This is a genomic window from Sulfitobacter sp. SH22, assembly GCF_965641905.1.
In the GTDB taxonomy this organism is placed as follows: domain Bacteria; phylum Pseudomonadota; class Alphaproteobacteria; order Rhodobacterales; family Rhodobacteraceae; genus Sulfitobacter.
In genome coordinates this window covers 201,844-224,227 of record NZ_CBFFKI010000002.1, presented here as the reverse complement: position 1 = coordinate 224,227, position 22,384 = coordinate 201,844, and the positions used below count along the sequence as shown (strand labels likewise).

At 52.2% G+C, this 22,384-nt stretch carries 18 protein-coding genes and 1 pseudogene; 3 read left to right on the top strand and 16 right to left on the bottom strand.

Going from position 1 to position 22,384, the window contains the following annotated elements:
* Positions 1–54: 54 nt before the first annotated feature.
* Positions 55–756: an IS6 family transposase gene (locus tag ACSQ13_RS01390; protein WP_295512931.1), complete on the top strand. Its 702-nt coding sequence runs from the start codon at positions 55–57 to the stop codon at positions 754–756.
* 1,012 nt (positions 757–1,768) lie between these two features.
* Entirely contained in the window at positions 1,769–3,649 is a 1,881-nt protein-coding gene (locus ACSQ13_RS01385; protein ID WP_435988094.1) for a polysaccharide biosynthesis protein, read from the top strand.
* Between the two features lie 79 nt (positions 3,650–3,728).
* Here the strand turns inward: ACSQ13_RS01385 and ACSQ13_RS01380 are convergent, their stop codons facing one another.
* The 16 genes from ACSQ13_RS01380 to ACSQ13_RS01305 form a co-directional block, all read right to left on the bottom strand.
* Complete coding sequence (locus ACSQ13_RS01380) at positions 3,729–4,853, bottom strand: DegT/DnrJ/EryC1/StrS family aminotransferase (protein WP_435988093.1); 1,125 nt, start codon at positions 4,851–4,853, stop codon at positions 3,729–3,731.
* 3 nt (positions 4,854–4,856) lie between these two features.
* Positions 4,857–5,483, bottom strand: coding sequence for an acetyltransferase (locus ACSQ13_RS01375; RefSeq protein ID WP_435988092.1), 627 nt, complete (start codon positions 5,481–5,483; stop codon positions 4,857–4,859).
* A complete protein-coding gene (locus ACSQ13_RS01370) occupies positions 5,480–6,064 on the bottom strand; it encodes a sugar transferase (RefSeq protein ID WP_435988102.1) in 585 nt (194 codons plus the stop codon). The genes ACSQ13_RS01375 and ACSQ13_RS01370 overlap by 4 nt, the downstream gene beginning before the upstream one ends.
* A 148-nt stretch (positions 6,065–6,212) precedes the next feature.
* On the bottom strand, positions 6,213–7,331 hold the full coding sequence (locus ACSQ13_RS01365; protein ID WP_435988091.1) for a glycosyltransferase family 4 protein: 1,119 nt from the start codon (positions 7,329–7,331) through the stop codon (positions 6,213–6,215).
* Positions 7,328–9,295, bottom strand: coding sequence for an asparagine synthase (glutamine-hydrolyzing) (asnB, locus tag ACSQ13_RS01360; protein ID WP_435988090.1), 1,968 nt, complete (start codon positions 9,293–9,295; stop codon positions 7,328–7,330). The genes ACSQ13_RS01365 and asnB overlap by 4 nt, the downstream gene beginning before the upstream one ends.
* A gap of 1 nt (position 9,296) precedes the next feature.
* Entirely contained in the window at positions 9,297–10,460 is a 1,164-nt protein-coding gene (locus ACSQ13_RS01355; protein ID WP_435988089.1) for an O-antigen ligase family protein, read from the bottom strand.
* Positions 10,457–11,350 carry a glycosyltransferase family 2 protein gene (locus tag ACSQ13_RS01350; RefSeq protein ID WP_435988088.1) on the bottom strand — a complete coding sequence of 298 codons (894 nt, stop codon included), beginning with the start codon at positions 11,348–11,350 and terminating at the stop codon, positions 10,457–10,459. The genes ACSQ13_RS01355 and ACSQ13_RS01350 overlap by 4 nt, the downstream gene beginning before the upstream one ends.
* On the bottom strand, positions 11,340–12,011 hold the full coding sequence (locus tag ACSQ13_RS01345; protein ID WP_435988087.1) for a CatB-related O-acetyltransferase: 672 nt from the start codon (positions 12,009–12,011) through the stop codon (positions 11,340–11,342). The genes ACSQ13_RS01350 and ACSQ13_RS01345 overlap by 11 nt, the downstream gene beginning before the upstream one ends.
* On the bottom strand, positions 12,011–13,387 hold the full coding sequence (locus ACSQ13_RS01340; protein ID WP_435988086.1) for a phenylacetate--CoA ligase family protein: 1,377 nt from the start codon (positions 13,385–13,387) through the stop codon (positions 12,011–12,013). The genes ACSQ13_RS01345 and ACSQ13_RS01340 overlap by 1 nt, the downstream gene beginning before the upstream one ends.
* A gap of 34 nt (positions 13,388–13,421) precedes the next feature.
* Positions 13,422–13,931: an acyltransferase gene (locus ACSQ13_RS01335; protein ID WP_435988085.1), complete on the bottom strand. Its 510-nt coding sequence runs from the start codon at positions 13,929–13,931 to the stop codon at positions 13,422–13,424.
* Positions 13,918–15,159: an oligosaccharide flippase family protein gene (locus ACSQ13_RS01330; protein ID WP_435988084.1), complete on the bottom strand. Its 1,242-nt coding sequence runs from the start codon at positions 15,157–15,159 to the stop codon at positions 13,918–13,920. The genes ACSQ13_RS01335 and ACSQ13_RS01330 overlap by 14 nt, the downstream gene beginning before the upstream one ends.
* 60 nt (positions 15,160–15,219) lie before the next feature.
* Positions 15,220–16,482, bottom strand: coding sequence for a Vi polysaccharide biosynthesis UDP-N-acetylglucosamine C-6 dehydrogenase TviB (gene tviB / locus ACSQ13_RS01325; protein ID WP_435988083.1), 1,263 nt, complete (start codon positions 16,480–16,482; stop codon positions 15,220–15,222).
* Positions 16,483–16,490: 8 nt separating this feature from the next.
* Positions 16,491–17,507, bottom strand: a complete 1,017-nt coding sequence (locus ACSQ13_RS01320; protein ID WP_435988101.1) for a GDP-mannose 4,6-dehydratase — start codon at positions 17,505–17,507, stop codon at positions 16,491–16,493.
* 16 nt (positions 17,508–17,523) lie between these two features.
* Positions 17,524–17,892 (bottom strand): MarR family EPS-associated transcriptional regulator, encoded by a 369-nt coding sequence (locus tag ACSQ13_RS01315; RefSeq protein WP_435988082.1) that lies wholly within the window; start codon positions 17,890–17,892, stop codon positions 17,524–17,526.
* A gap of 600 nt (positions 17,893–18,492) precedes the next feature.
* The gene (locus ACSQ13_RS01310; protein WP_435988081.1) at positions 18,493–18,900 is read right to left on the bottom strand and encodes an AAA family ATPase; all 408 of its coding nucleotides are present in this window, start codon (positions 18,898–18,900) and stop codon (positions 18,493–18,495) included.
* A gap of 126 nt (positions 18,901–19,026) precedes the next feature.
* The gene (locus ACSQ13_RS01305; RefSeq protein WP_435988080.1) at positions 19,027–19,692 is read right to left on the bottom strand and encodes a hypothetical protein; all 666 of its coding nucleotides are present in this window, start codon (positions 19,690–19,692) and stop codon (positions 19,027–19,029) included.
* Positions 19,693–20,805: 1,113 nt separating this feature from the next.
* On the opposite strand from ACSQ13_RS01305, the pseudogene ACSQ13_RS01300 reads away from it, so the two are divergent.
* A pseudogene (locus ACSQ13_RS01300) lies at positions 20,806–22,021 on the top strand (IS256 family transposase).
* Positions 22,022–22,384 lie beyond the last annotated feature (363 nt).

The following is a 22,384-nucleotide window of genomic DNA, read 5'->3' as shown; positions in this document are numbered from 1 at the left end:
CACGTTAACGGGCCTGAGGTTGCTGGTTCATTGATCTGGGCGTAGGCATTGTCGATGCAGACATTGAAAATTAACTACAAGCGCCACCGGTTTCCGCCACAGATCATTGCTCATGTTGTTTGGCTCTACGTCCGGTTCAACTTGAGCCTGCGCGAGGTCGAGGAGCTGATGCTGGAACGTGGCGTGGACGTTTCGTATGAAACGATCCGGCGCTGGACCGTCAAGTTCGGCCCCCTGATCGCCCACGTCCTACGGCGACGGCAGCCGCGCCCCGGCGATGTCTGGCATCTGGACGAAGTCGTTGTGAAGATCGCGGGCCGGTCATACTGGCTGTGGCGCGCGGTTGATCAACACGGCGTTGTTCTTGAGGAAATCCTTCAATCGAGGCGAGACAAGCGCGCCGCAAAGCGGCTTTTGGTCAAGCTAATAAAACGCTGGGGCTTCGTGCCCAAAAGGATCATTACGGACAAATTACGATCCTATGGCGCCGCAAAGCGCGAGGTCGCGCCTGGCCTTGATCATTGGTCACACAAGGGGCTGAATAACCGGGCAGAGAATAGCCATTTACCTTTCCGAAAACGAGAGCGAGTAATGCAGGGCTTCCGATCACCGGGTGGATTGCAGCGCTTCGTCTCTATGCAGTCCGCAACCCGCAATTGTTTCTCTGTCCCAGCCCGCCGTCGGTCCGCTCTCACCATCCGCTACCATCGGCTCGAAGCATTGGAGGCGTGGAAATCCGCGGCAAATGCCCCTTGATCAACGTACGGCATGCTAACTTGCAAACTCGGCGAGTTAACGTGACAACACCCAGAAGACACATCTTTCAACCGCACAAGCCCGGAATTTGACTGCGATTGGAGGTATTTCAAGACACCGATCTTGAGCTCTCTTGTCGACCTAACATCTCTGTCCAGTGGTCTATTTGCTCTTGCCGCATCCAAAGACTCGACTAACCCAGAAGGTTTTTTTGCCCGAGCCACGCTTTGTCCCTGCGCTATTTTATAGGCGTTCGCGCCAACGCGTGACGATGAAATCGCAGGGTTGCCCGGATGTGTGTCGCAAAGTGCTTCGGTCGGCAGTGACCCCGCGATCATGCGGCCGGAAAGAAAGTCGATTTCCTTCACGTCTTGCTGCCAAGTGTAGCTTATGCGCATTGTTCGTCTAGTCATCCGAAGTGCCAGCCCATTCAATTTCCAGCCCATCTCCTTGTGGGCAGAGTCATATCCTTTGGCGTATCGGATTTGATTGCAAATATTTTCCCACTTTTTGCCACATTCGCGCCTTAATCGCCATATTTCGATCTCCAAAGTAGGTGATTTTCGGCGATTACAGTCAGTTCGGGAAACATTGTGGTTGGCTTGGGCATGGGTTTTGAAGAATCGGTTTCGTGGAGAGGAGGAATGCGGTGTTCCTCGAGGGGCCTTGGTTTATGGATGCCCGCATTGTTCAATGCTAGGCTGTCCTGAGGCCAGATTGCCAGACGCTGGGAATTGACCAATCTGTTATGATTGAGGCTCAATTTTGCCATGAGCGGATAAGGCACCTCCACTAGTGTATATGGCCGTCATCTAATGCCGTGCGCCGATATATTGAGGGAAAATGCTCTAGTTCAAATGCATCAGGGGCGAGAGCAGACGCATCCCGCAAAAACCCCTTCATAAGGCTGCGAAAATCTGTTAGTTACAAACGGTGAAGTCTCGCGTTTCTTATTGCACTTCAGGGTCTATATCAGATTTATAGCGCTTTTTGGACCAAAGAAAATTTGAAAATGAACATCAACAGCATTCACGACCTTTCGAGGGCGACGAAGCGGTCTATATTTCTGACTGTCGACAGCCTGCTTATCCCGATCAGTCTCTATCTTGCCTTTGCTTTGCGATACGGCACGGCCACCCCTTGGGATCCTATCGTCTCTAGCTGGGTCCTGTTCCCGATGCTGACGCTGATCGGATCGGGCTTTGTCTGGGCACTGCGATTGCATCGCATCAAGCTTAACGCCTTTGACACGCATTCGATCTCGAATATCGGGGTTGCCGTGGTTTTACTGACATGCAGCGCGATGATGTTGAGCTATCTTTTGAACCTGTCTGCGCCACGCTCCGTGCCCGTGCTGCTGGGACTGTTTTTCGGCTTTTCGGTCCTCTGTGCCCGATTGTGCGGCTTGTCATTTTTACGGTGGGCTTCTGAACGTGGTGGCGACCGTAAACCTGTGGCTATTTATGGGGCGGGGGCTGCGGGGATCCAGCTGGCTGCCGCCTTGCGTCAGGCATCCGAGGCGCGGCCGGTGTTCTTTGTTGATGACAACCCCAATTTGCATGGGCTGATGGTGGCGGGGCTGCCCGTGCATGACCCCAAGCAATTACCGCAACTGATCGAAAAGCGCCATATAGCAAAAATCCTGCTTGCTGCGCCGTCGGTGCCAAAAGAGCGTCGCGACGAGGTGCTGGCAAAGCTGGCCACTTATCAGGTCGAGGTGCAGGTGCTGCCCTCTTATGTTGAACTGATGTCTGGCAAAGGTCTGGTGGAAAGCCTGCGTACCGTGGCCCCCGATCAGCTTCTGGGTCGCGATAAGGTAGCCCTTGATACACCCGAAATCGCGAAATCCTATGCCGGTCGTGTGGTGATGGTGACAGGGGCTGGGGGGTCGATCGGGTCGGAACTCTGCCGCCAATTGCTCAACTGTAATCCCGCGCGGCTCATCCTGTTTGAGCAGGGCGAATTCCAGCTCTATTCCATTGATCAGGAACTACAAGCTGAGGCCAAGGCGATAGGCATTCCCGTGGTCGCGCGTTTGGGGTCGGTCACCAATAAGGCCCGTGTCGCGGGCGTGATTGCGGCAGAAGGGGTCGATATCATCCTTCACGCTGCAGCCTATAAGCACGTGCCTTTGGTCGAGGAAAACGAGCTTGAAGGCGCGCGCAACAACGTGCTGGGCACGCAAGTCGTCGCCGAAGCCGCGGCAGAGGCGAAGCTGGAGCGATTCATTCTCGTGTCGACCGATAAAGCGGTGCGTCCGACGAGTATCATGGGCGCTACCAAACGCATGGCCGAGCTGGTCGTCCAAGATACCCAGACCCGCCATGGTGGAACGAAATTTGCTATGGTCCGCTTTGGCAACGTACTGGGCTCGTCTGGCTCGGTCTTGCCTCTGTTCCAAAAGCAGATCGCCCGTGGTGGGCCTGTCACGGTCACTCATAAAGACGTAACACGGTTTTTCATGACGATCCCCGAAGCCGCCCGCTTGGTGCTGCTGGCCGGTGCCTATGCCAAAGGTGGAGACGTGTTTGTTTTGGATATGGGCGAGCCCCAGAAGATCATCGACATCGCACACCGCATGATCACCCTGTCGGGTCGAAAGGTAAAAGACCCTGAAACCGGGGAAGGGGACATCGAGGTCAAGGTGACCGGTTTGCGCCCCGGTGAGAAGCTCTATGAAGAGCTGCTGATCGACGACGACAGCCTGCTCCCGACGCCGCACGCAAAGATCCTGCGCGCGCAGGAATGCATGCTGAGCCAGATCGAGGTCGCATCGATGCTGCGTGAGTTGCAGGGTTCGATCATGGACGCGGATAAGCTGCGGCTGCGAAGATTGATTGCCGCGCGGGTCGAGGGGTATCACGTGCAGGGTGGGGATGTGAGGGTGAGTTGAGCTCCCGGCATTGCCTTACTCGTATGCAATGCAAGTGAAGCAATGCCAACGCCAAATTTTTAAAAATCACCTCCGTGCATCACCTCAAGAATGTCGTGATGCGGTCTATAACTTCATCTTGTTCTTCATCGCTCATATCGCTGCCTGACGGTAAGCAAAGACCATTTGCGAACAAGGACTCATCGACGCCGTTCCCATGGTAATCTGAACCTGCATAAAGTGGCTGCATGTGCATCGGCTTCCAGAGAGGCCGCGACTCGATCTCGTGCTCCAGCAGCATCAAGCGTATGTCCTCACGAGTCCTGCTAATTTCATTCGGGTCAATTGTCAGGGCAGTGAGCCACCGCGTTGAATGCTGGCCTTCGGGCTCCGGCATGAAGGAAATGCCAGGACGCTCAAGCGCCGATTTGTAGCGCGAGAAGATCTCTCGGCGGCGTGCAACGCGGTCATCAAGAACCTCCATCTGGCCAAGGCCGATAGCCGCACAGATGTTCGATAGCCGGTAGTTGTAGCCGAAGGTCGAATGCTCATAATGTGGGGCAGGGTCGCGAGCTTGCGTGGCCAAGAACCGTGCTTCATCTGCCCAAGCTTTGTGCCGCGTGACCAGCATACCGCCGCCTGATGTGGTGATGATCTTGTTTCCGTTGAAGGACAATATCGCGGCGTCTCCGCCACTGCCGGCCTTGCGACTGCCGGTATAGCTTGCACCAAGGCTTTCAGCACTATCGAGGATGAGACGAATGTCATACTGAGCGGCCAAAGCTTCCAAGGTATCAAGGGCTACAGACTGCCCGTAAAGATCGGTCGGCACGATCGCTTTGGGCAGACGGTTTTCCTTGGCAGCCTTGGCCAGTTCGTTGGCCAGAAGGTCGGTATCGATTGTCCAACTGTCGGGTGAAAGATCAAAGAAGCGCGGTTTGGCACCTAAATAGTTTACGGGAAAGATCCCACCGGCGAAGGTCATTGAGGAAATCCAGACCTCGTCGCCTCGGCCCACACCAGCGATGCGCAATGCCAAGTGCAGAGCGGCAGACCCGGAGGACAATCCGACGCAGTGGACGTCTTCGCGAAGGTATTCGGTGATCCTCGCCTCAAAAGCGTCAAGTTGCGGACCGAGCGGAGCGACAAAATTCGAGGCGAATGCTTCTGCGACCCGCTGTTCTTCATAACCGGACATATGAGGGCGGGAGAGGAAAATGCGCATAGGTCAGTCCTTGATCATGGGTTTGGCTGGGTTGCCGACGACGATTGTTCCGGGGGCTACATCTCGGGTAACGACAGCGCCCATGCCAACTGTGGCATACGCACCGATCTGGATGCCTTGGCGAATGACCGCACCAGAGCCGATGTAGGCATGATCGCCAATAGTTACGTTGCCGTTCACCTTGGCTCCGGGGCCGAAGGTGACGAAATCACCAATGATGCAATCATGTTCGACGTAGGAATAGAGATTTGCGTGGAAACAGCGACCGATACGGATGTTCGAGGTAAGGGTCACAAAAGGCGAAAGGCATGCGCCATCTTGGATAATGACATCGTCCATCTCTACAACAGTTGCCGCGCGGGCCTCAAGCAAGGGAATCCTTGCATCATCGCATTTTTTCGCAAGTACCTCACGGGTTTTGGAGGCCGCGATGGCGATGCTGACAGCCTTGTCTTCAATTTCGCGATCAGAAAACCCAATCCAGTTGACGACTTTTTGGCCGTTCACATGCCTTGCTGACTGACCATCATCGATAAATACAAGTTCGGAGTCTGGATATTGCACCCGCAGAATGGGCATGACCCCTCGTCCGCAGCCTGATGCCCCATAGATGCCTATAAAACTACTCAAGATTGGTTTCCTGTGAATTTCGGCATCGTCGCTTCGCCAGCCGCCGAAATCCCATCCCGTTTCAATACTTTGTGTATGGTAAGCCGGATGATCTTCAAATCCAACCAGGTGGTGCGGTTATCTAAGTACCAGACATCTAGCGCGAATTTCTCATCCCATGAGATCGCGTTACGTCCGTTGACTTGTGCCCAGCCTGTGATGCCAGGACGCACCTCGTGACGACGAGCCTGTTCAGGCGAGTAGAGGGGTAGATATTCCATGAGTAGGGGGCGCGGACCGACGAGGCTCATGTCGCCTTTCAGCACGTTCCAAAGTTCAGGCAGTTCATCTAGGGAGCTAGACCTCAAGAACCGTCCGAGCCGCGTCAACCGTTCAGAGTCTGGAAGAGAATTTCCATTTGAATCGATTTCATCTCGCATCGTCCGAAATTTAATCATCTGGAAAGGTTTGCTATGCACACCGGGACGAACTTGACCAAACAGCACGGGTGCGCCCATCTCGCGGCGGATCATGAAGGCGACTATCGCAAGCACAGGGGATAGCATCACCAATCCTGCGGCAGAACCTATAATATCTAGCATTCGTTTCAAATTCGTTTCCTCGTCTATCTGGCAAACGCATGGGTATGGCACGCTCAACGGCTCTCGCACCTATTTGGAACAATTTCATCAACTGTGCCGTGCGGAGACAAGACCTTCTGAGCCAAACTCCCTTCAACTCGCGCCATAATTATAGCCCCATGGCGTCTATCATGACGGCGTTTACTTTATGGACATCGTATTTTTCTGTCACAATCCGTCGAGATTGCGTTCCCATGCGATCAATCAACTCTGGTTCAATAATGAACTTTTCCATTGCTGCAGCCAATGCAACCGAGTCGCGAACTGGGACAAGAAACCCATTCACACCTTCCTGAACCGTTTCGCGGCACCCAGGTGCATCCGTTGTGATGATGGCACGGCCTGTCGCCATCGCTTCGAGGACTGAGCGGGGTGTGCCTTCACGGTAAGAGGGTAGAACGTAAACCATCGCATCGGCGAGATGGGGCCGCACATCCTCAACCGCACCAGCATAATCAATCGTGCCAGCTGCGACCCAGGCCTGAAGGTCAGCGCTGTCGATGCCATCGATGCCCGGATCAAGGGGGCCGATCAGTCGGAAGCAAGCATCCGGATGGCGTACTCGCAAGATCTCTGCCGCCGCAGCGTATTCGAGAACGCCCTTGTTGCGAAGCAATCGCGCGATCATCAGAAACACAGGTTTGCGAACCGACGGCGCAGGTGAAAAATGCGACAGATCTACGCCCGACCCGTGGACTAGCGTGGCTTTGCTCGGATCGCGTAGGCATCCGACGTCGATGAAATCCTGCAGATCGTCAGGGTTTTGGAATATCAAACACTTATTAAGACTGCTAGACCACCGATACAAGCGGCGCGCAATGGAAAAAGCTAGTCGCTTTTTGGCGTTCTGCGGCGCGTCACTGACCGTAAATGCTGCGCCAAGGCCAGTTACCATGCTAATTGACGCAATGCCAGCCATGGCGGCAGCGAAGGCCCCCCAGATGTTCGGCTTGATCGTGTAACTAAACAGCAGATCCGGCTGATGCTCGTGGATCAAGCGGTAGATATTCAGACAATAGCGAATATCCCCAAGCACACTGATGCCATTCCGGCTAACGGCGATCTCATGCGAGATGGCACCAATCGACCGAAGGTCCTCGTGCAGCGGTTCGGTGAAGTCCGGAGCGGCAGCGATCACCGTGTGTCCCATATCGATCAACGTTTCAATTAAGGGCCCGCGAAAATTCACTAACGATGGGGCATAGGAGGCGAGAATTAGGATCTTCATTTATGCCAGCGATCCAGCCAAGCGTTGAACACCAGAACATTCCAAAGCATATATTCGTTGCTCCCCTTTCCTGCGAGGTGCGCGGCCCAAGCAGCGCGGATCGCATCTGGATCGAAAAAGCCATCCTCTTTGAGTCGTTCTTCGGATAGAAGATGTTCAGCCCAATCGCGCATAGGACCCCGCAGCCAATGACCAAAGGGTACTCCAAACCCCATTTTAGGTCTCTCAAAGAGGCTCCGCGGTACATAATTCGATAGTACATCGCGTAAGATCTGCTTGCTCCGCCCGTTAACGATTTTGTAATCCAGAGGAAGCCGCCAAGCGAACTCGACGATACGTCGATCAAGGAATGGCGCGCGGGTTTCCAGTGAGTTTGCCATTGAGGCACGGTCAACTTTGGCGCAAATGTCATCGGGTAGATACGTAAGCGCATCAACCGCCATCATCCAGTGTTCAAAGCTATCGGTTTCAGGCTGCGCTGCGGCGTCATTCACTATAGTTAACGGCATTTCACCGCCGATTACCAATGCCTGTGAGTTGTCGACCATGGAAATTAGGCTTTCATAGTACTTCTGTCGCGTTCTTTGCTTGAGTAACCTGCCTATCTTGTGGATCTTTTCACCTGGCATTCTAACCCTAAGGCGCGGCGGCAGAACTGGAGCCAGACTATTGAACAGCCGGTCCCAATTCGCTCTTGAGACCGCCAGGGCATAGTGGCCGAGCGCGCGCCGGATAGGCGTCGGAACCTTGGAAGTGTGTTTCCATATTTTGCCAGCCGCAAGATAGCGGTTGTAACCGCCAAAGATTTCATCGGCACCATCACCGGTCAGGGCAACCGTGACGTGCCGCCGCGCCAGTTCGCTCACAAGGAAGGTGGGCATTTGAGAACTGTCAGCAAAAGGTTCGCTGTATATGTCAGGCAGTAGCGGCACGATATTCATGAGATGGTCTGGCGTTACGATCAGCTCGACATGATCCGTTCCAATATGTTCGGCTACGGAGCGCGCGCTTGCGCTTTCATCGAATTGTGGGTCATCGAAGCCGATCGAAAACGTCTTCACCGGCTTGCCACCTACCTTTTGCATTATGGCTGTGACGAGGCTGCTGTCGATTCCGCCTGACAGAAAAGATCCGAGCGGCACATCGGCAATCATTTGCGAGCTGATCACCTCTGTAAGCAGCGTATCTAGATCCGTGGCTGCATCGGTTCGTCCACCATGATAAGGCGCAGCGCGGCCTCTTTCGATAGCATCTTTCAAGCTCCAAAAAGTGTTGTTGGAAATCTCAGGCTGCGCGTTATCACTGTTCATCCATGTGACGTTAATCACATGCCCAGGTTGAAGTTTTTTGATTTCTTTGTAGATTGACGAGGGTCCCGGGACATAGCTTCTCTGGATAAAGGCCGTAAGCGCATCGCGATCAACATTGGGGTCGAAACGTGGGTGGCGCTCAAAGGCCTTTAGGTCAGACCCGAACAGGAAGACACCATCAATTGTGCCGTAATACAATGGTTTCTCGCCCATCCTGTCGCGGGCTAGCGTTAAACATGCGATGTCTCGGTCCCAAACGGCAAAGGCGAACATCCCTTCAAGACGTGAAAGCGTCGCTTCCACTCCCAGAGCTTCAAAACAAGCAAGTACCGTTTCAGTATCCGAATGCCCATGCCAATCCGGCGAAGCACCTTCTTCTGAAAGCGCCAAACGCAATGCTTGATGATTGTAGATTTCGCCATTGTAGACGATCTTGAAACGCCCGCTTGCTGACACCATTGGCTGGAGTCCAGCATCGCTGGTGTCGATGATCGATAGGCGACGATGCGCAAGCACCAGCCGGTCTTGATCTAGTGTAATTGCGCCGGTGCTGTCGGGGCCTCTGGAGGCGATTGCGTCGGCCATGCTTAGGCCAATGTTGTAGTTTGAACGATCAGCTGTACCGCTCTCCCAAAATCCGCAAAATCCACACATTCTACGCTCCTGTCGGCTTACTGTTAATGGTTTTTTGCACGACCAATGTTTTGGGCTTTGGAGCCTCACTGGTTATACGAGCGATGATTACTAGAGCGACCCAGAATATCGGTTGACGGCCGATAAAGTGAAACAACCCGAATGCGATCAGCGCCGCGAGTACTGCAGGAACAAAATGCAACTTCTTCGAAAGCGAATTCATCGCTAGCCAAATCGGCTTTAGTGGAAAGAGGAAAAACCCAAAAATACCTGCAATGGTAGCGAGATCGAGAATCGTGTTGTGGGCTTCTGCCCCCTGAAAAGGCCCGTCAAATCCTGCGAAACTGCCTGCGCCATACCCGAAAAGCATAGAAAAAACCGAATCCGACCACGCTTGTATCGCTGATAGATACAAAACTGTTCGGGCACCGCCCTCGTCGGCTACCGCCCAACGCGCACTTAAGGTATCGAGTAGGCCGGAATAGACGAGTGTGATGTGGCCTATCAACAACACGGCAGGCATAAGATATAGTACCGCCCGCGGCGAGAAAATTCTGAGCATAACCAAAACGGAAAAACCCCCGAAGGCTGCGGCAAGAAACGCGTCCGACATCGAGGCTAAACCAAAGAACATTGCGACGGAAATTACACCCACGCGGGCCCACAGATTGGGTAGATACGCCACCATACAAACTGATGCGATAAGATAGAGGCCCAACTGATTCGGGTTTTTTGCTCCGCCACTAAAGCGCGAAAAATAGTAGGCTGAACTGCCGCCAACCAAATACTTAATGATAATGGTAGCATAGGCTACAAATAGAAACGCTACAATCATCGCCCTCATATCTCGATTGGATTGTGGCAAAACTAGCAAGATGGCGCCAACGAAAACGTACGCGAACAAATCTCTGATGCTCGTTCCAGGTACGTTCATTGTGCTCGACAGTAAGGTCATCGGTATGACAATCAGGCACACGATGCCGATGTATTGAAGCGTCAATGTGTCGGGCCGACTTATGAACATTGTACGATCCGACAGCGCGTGTTTTGCCAGTTTCAGAAAGATGAAAGCGACTGCCAGCAGTTCACCCGCCCCGACCGGCCCCGCAAGGCGGTAGTTGGTCTGAAGCATCAGTGCGAGGCTCGTTCCCAATAGCACATATTTGGATGGCATACGGATCTTCATTTCGCGCCCTGACGTGGGCGTTTTTTCAGACTGCTCAGGTCCTTTCTATACAAGAGCCAGCCGGGAACCGCCGAGATCATTTTCATGACTGGCGGCAACTCCGAGGCGCATTGGGCATGATACGCAAACCGCACAAGATTGATCGTCGAACGCAACCGGCTACCCCAGTTATCCGAGACGCTATAGGCGAGCTGGTAAAACCGCATCGCCGAAACCGGGCTTGATGCCCTGTGCGCCAAGTTGTTCAGGGAAATACCGCCTTCTTGATATTCCACGATCGACAGAGCTTTATTCAGGAAGACAGTTTTGTGCGTGCGGCCCATCTTCAACCAGGCATACTCAGGTGCCATATAGCGTTCGTGCGCGGCAAGATCATACAGTGCGTGACGATGCAGCTCGGTTCGCAGGATCTCCCACTTGTCTCCTTTGATCCGACGATTGAATCTGTCGACGTAAGATTCGCCCATGGTCTTCATCCGTGCGTAGTCCTCGCCGACCATGCTTTGATCGGGCAGGACTTTCAGGCACGAAATGCCGCAATACGCGTTCCGACCTTCGGGACCCAAAGCGTCCCACTGCTTGGCGATTGTCGAGAGCGCATCTTGCGTGCACCAATCGTCGCTGTCAAAACAAATGAATAGTTCACCTTCGGCCATATTGAGCCCACGATTGATCGCGGCCACCTTGCCCTGGTTTGTCTGGTGGTAGACCTTGATCGGAAAATCGGCCGTCTTGCGGTATACTTCGAGTGTGTCGGCCGTATTATCGGTTGAGCCGTCGTCGACAATGATCCATTCGAAATCGCGAAAATCCTGCACTTTCAGCGAGTCAAAAACCCGGTGGATCAAATCCGCGCGATTATATGTTGGGGTAAATACGCTAATCAACATGAGTACGGCCCGGGAAATCTTTGGCGTATGCTTCGATGCGTTCGAGGGGCCATGTCCACCATTCGGATGCCAATAGCTCTTCTCTTAATCCGGCCGATTCAATGCGGTGTTTCAATATCCGGGCCGGGTTTCCCGCGACAACAGCATAGGCCGGAACATCCTTGGTTACCACAGATCCAGCTGCGATAACGGCTCCTGTGCCTATTGTTACACCGGATACGATGATGGAATTGGTCCCGATCCAGACGTCGTGACCGATTGTAATCGGGCCCTTACTGTCAATTTCATCGGGTGACAGCCCGCGATTGGGGGCAATACGGCGAGACAAGAAGGCTGTAGAAAGTCCATTGGTCGCGTGATTGTATTCTTGGATCTGGACGCCGCGCGCAATCGAGCAGAAACTACCTATCGAAATCGCATTCAGATGTCCGATAATATCGATACGAGGACCACTGAGATATGTGTGATGCCCGATGTTCACCGGACCCGAGACATTTACTTGATAGAAATGTGTGCCGTCGCCAGCCGTCACATGGCCGAACAACCGCGATCCAATGATGCTGCAACCTCGACCCACGCGCACAGCGCTTCCGACCCGAGAACCTAGAAGGCTGCGGGGCGATTTGGTCAGGATTGCTGCGCGAACGAACTGACCCAGCATCAGATATGCTCATCTAGTGGTCCGAGATCCGAAACGATCCATCGGTACTTGCCCGCCGCCGTGAGTGGGATATCATCAACGATTAAAAATTTGATAGAGACCTCGTCGCCCATGTACGACTGGATTGCGGACCGGATTCGTGCCTGACAGGCATTTTCGTAGCCTTCATCAATGACCAGTTTGATATCAAGGCTATCTGTTGTTTTCTGAATGACTTGGTACTTTCGGATGCCGGGTTCATAGACAATGATATGAGTCAGGAACTGGCCGTGCAGGAACTTGCCACTGGGCGAAAGTATGAAGTCATGCGCCCGCCCTTTCAAACCTTGTATCGTCTTGGAATTAAGCTCGCATGTGCATGGCGTGATGCTGGCGGCAATGTCCCCCGTCCGGTAGCGGATCAGTGGTGAAGCCATATTGTTGAGTTGGGTGGTAACGATCTCCTTTTCTCCACCAATATAGTCAAACAGCTCGACCAAAATGTCTTCGTCCATAACGTGCATGTTGCCGCAGGGAGCACCGTAAGCGATATCGCCCACTTCGCTAAGCCCATAGGTATTGACGACAGGGGAGCGGAACACCTCTTCGATGATCTCTTTTTGCCAGTCGAAAAGTTGCTCGCAAGCTGAGTGGATAAACTTCGGCCGCCCTTTGTCCAACATCAGTCCTTCCTTCTTTGCTAATTTCGCAAAGACGGCAAGTGAGGTTGGCATCCCGCGAATATACTGTGGCTGGAATCTTTCCAACAGCTCATATATTTTATGAACATTGTGCTCGCCGATGTCATAGTTCAGAAAAAACAGACGGTTCATCAATCTGTTGCGCACCATGTTGGCCCATTGCTTGAAGATGTCGGTGCGTTTTCGCCTGATAAAGGAGGGACTTCCCCAGAACATGGCGTGGCGGGCACCCAGCTCGATGTCCCACCATTCCAGTGCCTTCATGATTGCAGAGGCGCTTGCGGCATCCGTCAGTTTGTCTGTCGGAAAGTTCAGCGGCGTCCCCGTCGAGCCGCCTGTTCGATGCCAGTTCAGGTCCTTATCGTCACGGTTTTGCGCAAGAAACGCATCAACATTATCGCGCACGATCGCCTTGTCTATGAAAAAGTTGACCGCCTTGAAATCAGCCAACGAAGCAACATCCTCAGGCACAAAGCCGATTCGCGCGAACTCTTCCCGGTAATAGGGGACGTTCTCACGAGCATTGATTAGCACATTCTTCAACTTGGCAAGCTGGATTGCTTCAATCTCGACCAAAGGCAGATACTGGGTCTTGCGGCGTTCAAGTAAGATGGCTTGGCCATCGCGACCGATCATCTTGCGATAGACCGGGTATAATTTGCGGAAGATCTTCTCGTAGCTTGGATGATATGTCATTGGAATTTACTTTACAATTATCGTGCAACTTGAACTAGAGCATGACTCGGCGAATCAACTTGGCAGGTACACCCCCAATGATTGCACCATCTGGGAACGATTTACCGACAACAGCACCGGCGGCGACACAGGTTGCGCGCCCCAGAACGACACCCTTTGTTATAACACTGTGGCCGCCTACCCAGGTTCCACGACCGATGACAATCGGGGCCCGGTTGGCTTTGCCAAAGCGATACGAGCCATTTTCTAATGTGTGATCGCCCGCAACGACAATACACATTGGACCGAACATTACTTCATCTTGAATCGTGACCGGACAATTGGCGAGGATCCAGCAACTGGCCGATACAAAAACGTCATCACCAAAGCTAATATTGCGAATGTTGTGTAGGCGTGTGCCCTTGGCGATTTGAAGGTTCCTTGGCCGCTTGCCACCGGAAACACGTCCAATCAGCCATCCCCTCAATTGCATGGTGTGCAAGACCTCTGGCAACAACGAGGTCACTCGCATTACGAAACCAACCCACATATCAGAAAGCATCATTTTTTTCCTCATGCTCAAAGTTGCCGACCATCCGAAAGAAAACCAACAAGTAAGAAATTGTAATAGCGGAATAGGCCAAAGATGAGGTGATCGCAGCCCCAATGATCTCGAGGGTCGGGATTAGGATCAGGGCAAAAACCACCGTTACAATCAACCCAGCCAAACTTGCAATCGTGGTAACACCAGGATGCCCTTGACCAAGAAAAAATGCGCCAAACAAGCTATTAGCACCACTGATAGCCAGCCCTATCGCCAGAATGAACAGCGGCACCCGCGCATCTGTCGACCATTCGCCAAAGACCAGCGGATAAAGCAGCGGCGCAAGCAACACGCCAATTGACAGGAGGACCAGATTGGCAAGAAGGAGCGGGACAATCATCTTTTGCACACGGGCTTTTGCATCATTCTTCACTTGTGCGGCAAAGATCGGCTCGAAGACGAACACAATCGACGCTGTGAAAAAGCGGAAAAACTCGACCGACTTCGTCGCTACGAAATAGATCGCGACCTTTTCGGGGGTCAAGAAAGCACCCAGCAACAAATGATCGAGTCGGTAATTCAGAATCTGGGAGGCATTTCCAATCTGGCTTTTGATGCCGAATATAATGCCCTCTGTAACAACCGCTCTGTCCGGGTAAGCTAGCCCTTTCACGCCTGAGCCAATAAGGAAGATCACTCCCATCAGCAATGCGGCTCCCGACGAGAGCAAAAGCAGGAATACCAAGGCTTCGAGGCCATAGTCGAACCAGATCGTCGACATTCCGACCAGCAGAACCAGCGCAACCTCGGCGATCAGAAATACACTGTTTGCGAGGTTATAGAGCAAGCGCGAGCGCAAGAGATTGACAATCAGAACCATGATTGATTGCACGGGAACTAGCAACGCCGCCGTATAGACTGCGCTTATGGGAAGCGGTGTCAGCAAGTGTTCGTGGATCAGCGGCGATAGTAGCAGCCAGAGGCTTATCTGACCGGCACCGACTACCAAATAAACAAGGATACTGCTGCCGATCAGGTTTTTAGCGCCCACCTTGCGATTAGCGCTTAGGTAGGGAACAGCGTGTGAAAACCCTGGGTCGGTCACAGCCATGAAAACGGCCGGAGCAACTCGCAGCAGCGCGAAGATGCCGAGGCCCAGCTGCCCGTAGAAATTCGCGACGAGGGCAGCCGTTGCTAACGCAAGAACTGCAACACCAGCTTTGCCGGCGCTTACCGTCAGTAAAGCCATTATGGGGCGTTTGGACGAAATAACACGTTTCCTTCCTGATTGGGTCAACTTACCCTTGCCTCAGAGCCGTAGGTCGGAACTCTCGATATCGAATGCTGACTTGAGGTCAAAGAATACACCATCTTCGCGGCAATATGAGCGGATGGCATCCGCGCCTTGATCGGTCAGCGATGTGTGCGGAACCGCAAGGATCACGGCGTCATACGTCTGCTTTTCAGGCTCGGCGACAAGATAGATGCCATATTCTGCAAGGGCTTCTACGGGGTTTGCCCACGGATCATGCACATCGACGTCGCAACTGAACGACTTGATCTCTTCCACGACGTCAACCATGCGGGTATTGCGCAGATCCGGGCAGTTCTCTTTGAAGGTCAGCCCCAACAAAAGCACTTTGGCACCGTTCACCTGAATGCCCCGCTTGAGCATCGCCTTCAATAGCTGGCCCGCGACATAACTGCCCATTGAATCGTTCAATCGGCGTCCGGCAAGAATGATTTGAGGGTGGTAGCCGATCGCTTCAGCCTTGTGGGTGAGGTAGTAGGGATCCACACCGATGCAGTGGCCACCGACTAGGCCTGGCCGGAAAGGCAGAAAGTTCCACTTTGTTCCAGCAGCCTTTAGCACCGCCTCCGTATCGATCCCCATCTTGTTGAAGATGATCGCCAATTCGTTGACGAGCGCGATGTTGAGGTCGCGCTGCGTGTTTTCGATCACCTTGGCTGCCTCTGCCACGCGAATACTTTCTGCCTTATATGTACCCGCGGTGATGATGCTTGCGTAAAGCTGATCAACCTCTTCTGCAACATCTGGTGTTGAGCCAGAAGTAACTTTGCGAATGTCCGGCAAGCGATGCTGCTTGTCACCCGGATTGATCCGCTCTGGGCTGTAGCCAGCGAAAAAATCCTTGTTAAAGGTGAGGCCTGAAACGCTCTCCAGAACGGGCACACAGTCCTCTTCGGTCGCACCAGGGTATACGGTGCTCTCGTAAATCACGATGTCGCCGCGCTTGAGAACTCGGCCCAGAGTTTCAGACGCCTTGACCAGAGGGGTCAGATCAGGTCGCTTGTGCGCGTCGATTGGCGTGGGAACAGTCACGATATAGATTGATGCCGCAGCTAGATCAGCGGAATTGGTTGTGTAACGCAAATGAGGAGCGGCAGCTAGTTCCTGCGCTGATACTTCCTGCGTTGCGTCTTTACCGTCGCGCAACGCGTCAATACGCCTTTCGTTTAGGTCGAACCCGATCACAGGCCGAGATTTGCCAAATTCAACGGCAAGCGGAAGGCCAACATAGCCGAGGCCGATAACAGCAATGGTTTTCATGTCAGATGTCATTTCCCTGAATATTCCCGATACCAGTCTACAAATTTCGCGATGCCTTCGCGAAAGTCGGTCTGTGGGCGATAACCCGTCAGTGTTTTAAGAAGATCCGCATTGGCCCATGTGGCAGGCACATCGCCAGTCTGCATCCCCATGTAATTCCGTTCGGCCTTTTGCCCTAGACAGTTTTCAATCTCATCAACAAAGTCCAAGAGCCGCACCTTGTCGGAATTGCCGATATTCACAACGCGATAGGGGGCTACGGGCGACAGGCTATCACCTTCGGACACGACGCCGTCTTCTGGTCGCTCAGGAACCGCATCAATTAGCAGGCGGATAGCGCGAACCAAATCCTCGACGTACGTGAAGTCACGGTACATGTCGCCGTGATTATAGATGTCTATGGGCCGCCCATCGAGGATCGCATCGACGAATTTGTAAAGCGCCAGATCCGGACGGCCCCAAGGACCATAGACTGTGAAGAACCGGAACATCGTGGTCGGCAGATCATAGATATGCGCATAGGCGTGGGCCATGCTTTCATTCGCCTTCTTGGTGGCGGCATAGATGGTGAGCTGGGTGTCAGCCTTCTCCGTCTCTATGAACGGCATCTCGGTGTTGGCCCCATAAACTGAGGAGGTCGAGGCCATCAGCAAATGCTGAACACTCAGGCGGCGCGCGGCCTCCATCACATTGAATGTGCCAATCACATTCGCGTCAAGATAGGCGCGAGGGTTCTCCAAGCTGTAGCGCACACCGGCTTGGGCCGCGAGATGGATGATCACGTCAGGTGCAAAGTCGTCAGCCACTTGGTCAAAAAGATGCTGTTCTTCCAGCATCCCTTCGGTTGCAGCAAAATTCGGGTTCTGCAGCAGCATCTGGTGGCGGCGCTGCTTGAGTGAGACGTCGTAGTAGTCTGTCATGCCGTCAAAGCCGTGAACGATATACCCCTCGGCCAGCAACAGTTTGGCCAGATGAAATCCGATGAACCCGGCTGTGCCAGTAATGAGTACTTTACGTTGATTCATGTTAAGCAAATCCGTCTTAAAATTCCGATGAATTGGTTGCTGGCTCTTCACCGTCCAGCTCCGAACTCAGTTGTTCTATCTCGTACTTGAGCGCCTCATACTCTTCCATTTTACGGGTAAGAAAAGCACGTGTGAGCGCCGCTCTACGGGCGATGCCTTTTGGTGTCAAAACATATGCATATCGCCGCTTGTCTTGCGAAGCTGTGAAATTTCCCAGCTTTACAAGGCCCTTATCAACGAGTGCACTCAACACGTAGTGCATGCCTCCAACGCTTACTCCTGCTACTTGTGCCAACTCACGCTGGGACATTTCGGGGTTTTCCTGAAGGAGACGCAGGACGCGAAAAGACGTATCCTCCTGCAGCTTGCTACGCTTGCTTGTCATTTGGGAGTGTTCCTAATCTTCCGAGCAAGGCCTGATCAAAGCTGCAGCTAAAATGAAAGTGAGTGCTAAAAACAAATCTAAATTGTTCAATTTTGAGCGATAACAGTTGTTCAGCAGTCGCACAAGTGAAAACTTAGATGTCACTTAGGTTGCCTGACCGGGAGCCCACGCCGCATCATTGGTGCAGGCTAGGCACACTTCTCAGAAGTGCTCCCGAGATGTCTCGGACATCTCCAACACTTTGACCACAAACTGCGCTCAGGTTACAGGTCCGCGTGTTTTCAGGGCGGTGATCGACACAGAGCCGGGAGAATATTGGGCGGAATATCTCACGAACTTCTCCTGAGCCCTATTCCCTCAAAAGCCGTCGATTTTGACCTGTAAGCACACTGTAGCTTGCGATCGCTGTATTGCCGCTCTGACGGCGTGCGTGGTCGTGGCGCTCCCATGACGAACTTGTCCCATAATGCTTCCTTCCATTCCAAAGAATAGATCGCACCATCAAACCATGGGATCAAACACCTAGACGCCTTCCGAAAGGAAGGCGTCTTCAAGGTTATTAAAAGAGGTAAACTGACTCGATTTAGAAAAAGATTACATTTATCTGGCTTGGCCTTGCGACGGCCACCATCGTTCCATTCGCAGGCGTTGATGAGCGACAATGTCGTCCGGTACTCCGTGCACGTTCTGGAAGCGCCCTTCCATAGTGAGTATTGTCACATTTGAATTCAACTGAGTGTAAGCTTCGACTTCCCATTTTTTAGTGAAAGTATTTGCAACGGCAACACTGTCACCGAGGGCAAGGGCCGCTTTGGTTAGTCGTAGACATTCTGCGTGGCAGAATGTCAGACGGGCGCGGCAATGCTCATAATTGCCATGCTCATCGGTCATAAATTGGTCAGCTTCGAATATCTGCTCAACCACGCCAGCTATTAGTAATGTGTTGGCGAACGTCGACTTTCCTGAGCCGGATGGGCCCCGAAGTATGAAAAGCATAGGTTTCAGCAAGTAATTCTCCTTTTTGACTTGCGGGAACTGAACTCTGAATGTTCAGATCATTTGTCGTATGAATTGAAGAGGTGCCACGGATGACAAAAAACTGAAAACAGATAGATGTCGCCCCTATTCGGAAACTCAGGCGGCTCCTTTTGGGTGAACGAAAATTGACCTCATAGCATTTAGAACGATCTCATCGCGCGCCGCATTTGACACCCCCATTTTCCAGTGTTCCTTCTGGTTGCACCAAGAATTGTCACGGTGGGCTTCCACGAGCCGCCAACCGTCAGTTACACGGATCATTTTCACGAATGTAGTGATCTGGGGTCCCGCTTTGCGGGCGTAACTGGCGTTGGCGTCTTTCCCGGCAGGGCGGAATTCGAGTTCCGACCCCACCCGGTTTTTTATTGTGACACCTTTTCGAATCAGTGTTTGCTCTGCCTCTTCGGCCAAAAGGATTACATCACTTGCGGTTAGTACATATGTATGAGCTTTTCCATTTACGACCGCGAGGTGATCACGAAGAGCTATGTGAATTTCTGCGTCCACACCTAGCTTTTCGCTCTCCAAGCATTCTTTTCTAACCAGAACATCGGCCAACTCAGACTCATATTTGCAAAGCTGAATCGGAAGACCTCTGAGGTCTTCCGATGGGTCATCCTCAAGTTCACTAAGCTTTCGAGCATAGCTATCCAACAGACATTGTTTGTCGGTTAGTTCGAGCGCGATACATTTCAAAGCATCTTCAATTGAATTCCGTCTGCGTTTGATTTTTGAGCTGGTTATTAAAATTTTCTTGGCCATCGGTGTTCCTTCATGTTGGTTTCTTTGCTTGGTTACGGGCAAATCTGAGCCGTTCGATGAAACTCAATTCATCGGTGTTCATATATATTTCTCGGGGGGCTAGAAATATTTATAATTTTTACAAATCAATCAATTCTAGGAGATAGATCTTATTTTTGCATATCCTAAATTGGCATTGGTATACTACTTTACATATACTTCGACAGAATTTGTGAAGCCTCGATCATATTGCCAAAGTCTCGGCCTCCTGAGTTTCCAAGTTCTTCTAAAACTACTTGAGAAATTTTGAATCGCTCAATGGAATATCGCCACTACCACAGCAATAGGTTTACAACTTATTCAAAAACCCTGCATGATTGCTAAGCGGCCCACCTTGGTCAATGAGAAAACAAATGTTATATTTAAGGAGGCTGTGAATAGGTGTCCTCGTGAAGCTGACCATCATAGCCATTAGTTTTTACAATTATATTCAATTTCACCCGATCTATCAGATTTGTGATTTTTGTCATGAACGGGGTTCATTTAGCTAAATGGCAAATTTTACATAAGTTTCCTTTCTTCTGGTTTAGCATTACTATCTTGTTCTCCATGACTTTTAGTATCAGATTTTAGTTTAGCCAAACACATGCTTGGCTACTTTCAGTAGATGTTTTTTCGATTGAGCTTTTTGTGCTCTTGGTTTTCTTGAAATGAATTTATCAAAGTTTCCACAGTTGATGCAAATTATTATGTTTTTGGTATGAGTTTTAATTCAGAGATTAGTTCTGAGAATTTCTCAAAATGATAAGCCTTCAGGAAACAAGTGGGGAGTAAATAGAATATTTTCCCAATTTGGTACTATGGGAAACACCTAAGTGATGCCTCACGCATCAACTAGGTCCAATTGTCTATTCAATTTCGGAAAAAACGTTCCCAGACCTCGAAACGCTAGTGCTCGACATTGCGCGGCAAATTTACAACATTGTCGTGTGGCGAAATAGGAAATGCTTCCAATATCCGGCAGTGGTGTCGCTGAAGATCGTGAGAGATATAGCTAAAAGTTGGTGATAGCCCCTGAGAGGCGGCATATCATTGCGTTGTTCACGCGCCGCAATTCTCATTTGTGAAAGGGATATGCCACATGACGAAGATTGCATCACGACGTTACCCGATCCACATGGATTTTCACTTGATCCTTTTACCGACATTCTGCTTGCCGGTGCGCATGATTAGATCCAGCAATCGGTTGAGGCGGAACTTTCAGCGCTGCTGGAAACCCACTCTAATGATCCCACGGCAGATGGCCGCGCTCGGTTGGTGCGCCATGGTCACTTGCCTGAACGCGAAATCATCACCGGGATCGGCGCGGTGCTGGTCAAAGTGCCGCGCGTTAGGGACCGGGGTGACGACGCGGAGAAAGTTCGTTTCACTTCAACGATCCTGCCGCCATACCTGCGCAAAGCCAAGTCCATCGAAGAGCTGTTGCCTTGGCTTTATCTCAAAGGTATTTCCACGGGTGACTTCCAGGAAGCGCTGGCCGCTTTGCTGGGGCCAAATGCGGCAGGTCTGTCATCGACGACGATCTCACGGCTGAAAGCTGATTGGTGGAATGAGTACGACCGCTGGCAACGCCGGGATCTCAGCACGCGACGGTTCGTCTACATCTGGGCGGATGGCGTCTACTGCCGGCCACGTATGGCTGAAGAAAAGCAATGCGTTCTGGTGCTCAGCGGCCTTGCCGATGGCTATCGCGAAATCACCCAAAGCTGGCGTGAACTGCTGCTTGATTTGCAGCGCCGTCGGCTGACCGGTGCGCCCGATCTTGCTATTGGCGAAGGTGCGTTAGGGTTCTGGAGCGCGCTGCTTGAGGTCTTCGGTGCGGCGAAAGAGCAGCGCTGCTGCTGGCGGGCAACGTACTGAACGCGATGCCAAGTCTGTTCAGGCCAAGCCCAAGGGCCACCTGCACGACATTTGGCAGGCTGAGACGTGTGTCTATGCACAGACTGCGTTCGACTTCTTCGTCGCGACCTAGGGCGTAAAATACGACAAGGCATTAGGCAAGCTGGTTAAAGACCGCGACGGGCTGTTGGCTTTTTATGACTTCCCGGCTGAACACTGAAAGCACATCCGTACAACCAGTGCGATTGAAAGCACCTTCGCCACTGTCCGACATCGCACCAGAAAAACAAAGGGATGCCTCAGTCGCAAAACTGGCCTAGCTATGGCGTTCAAGTTGATGATGTCAGCCGAAGGAAAATGGCGCAAATTTGGTGGGGGAAATCGAATGCCAGAGATCATCCAAGGGATTGCATTCAAAGATGGGATCAAACAACTTATACAAGCCGCCTGATCACGCCGTCACCAAATTTTGGGCATAGCTCAGATTGTGCCCCAGGATGTGGTGCAATTTGTTCATCGGCGGGGTGTCGATGGAGGGCCGTGCTCAAACGTCAAAAAAGTTTGCGACATGTATGGACATCCCCCTTTGCGCAAGAAGAATCTTTGAGTTGGCAGTTCGCGTAGTCGGGTGCTGACATGTATTCGGCCTCATGTTGCGGCCTTCATACACCGCGGGCCCGTATGGAGTTCTCAGATCAGATCCAATTCAGAACCACGTGCGCAAAGGCACTTCGTCGCAATCTGGTTTTCCTGATCTCGTCTCGTCGACTGTTGCGCCTTACCTTCCGTTTGACCTTCCTACGTCTCCGGGCTC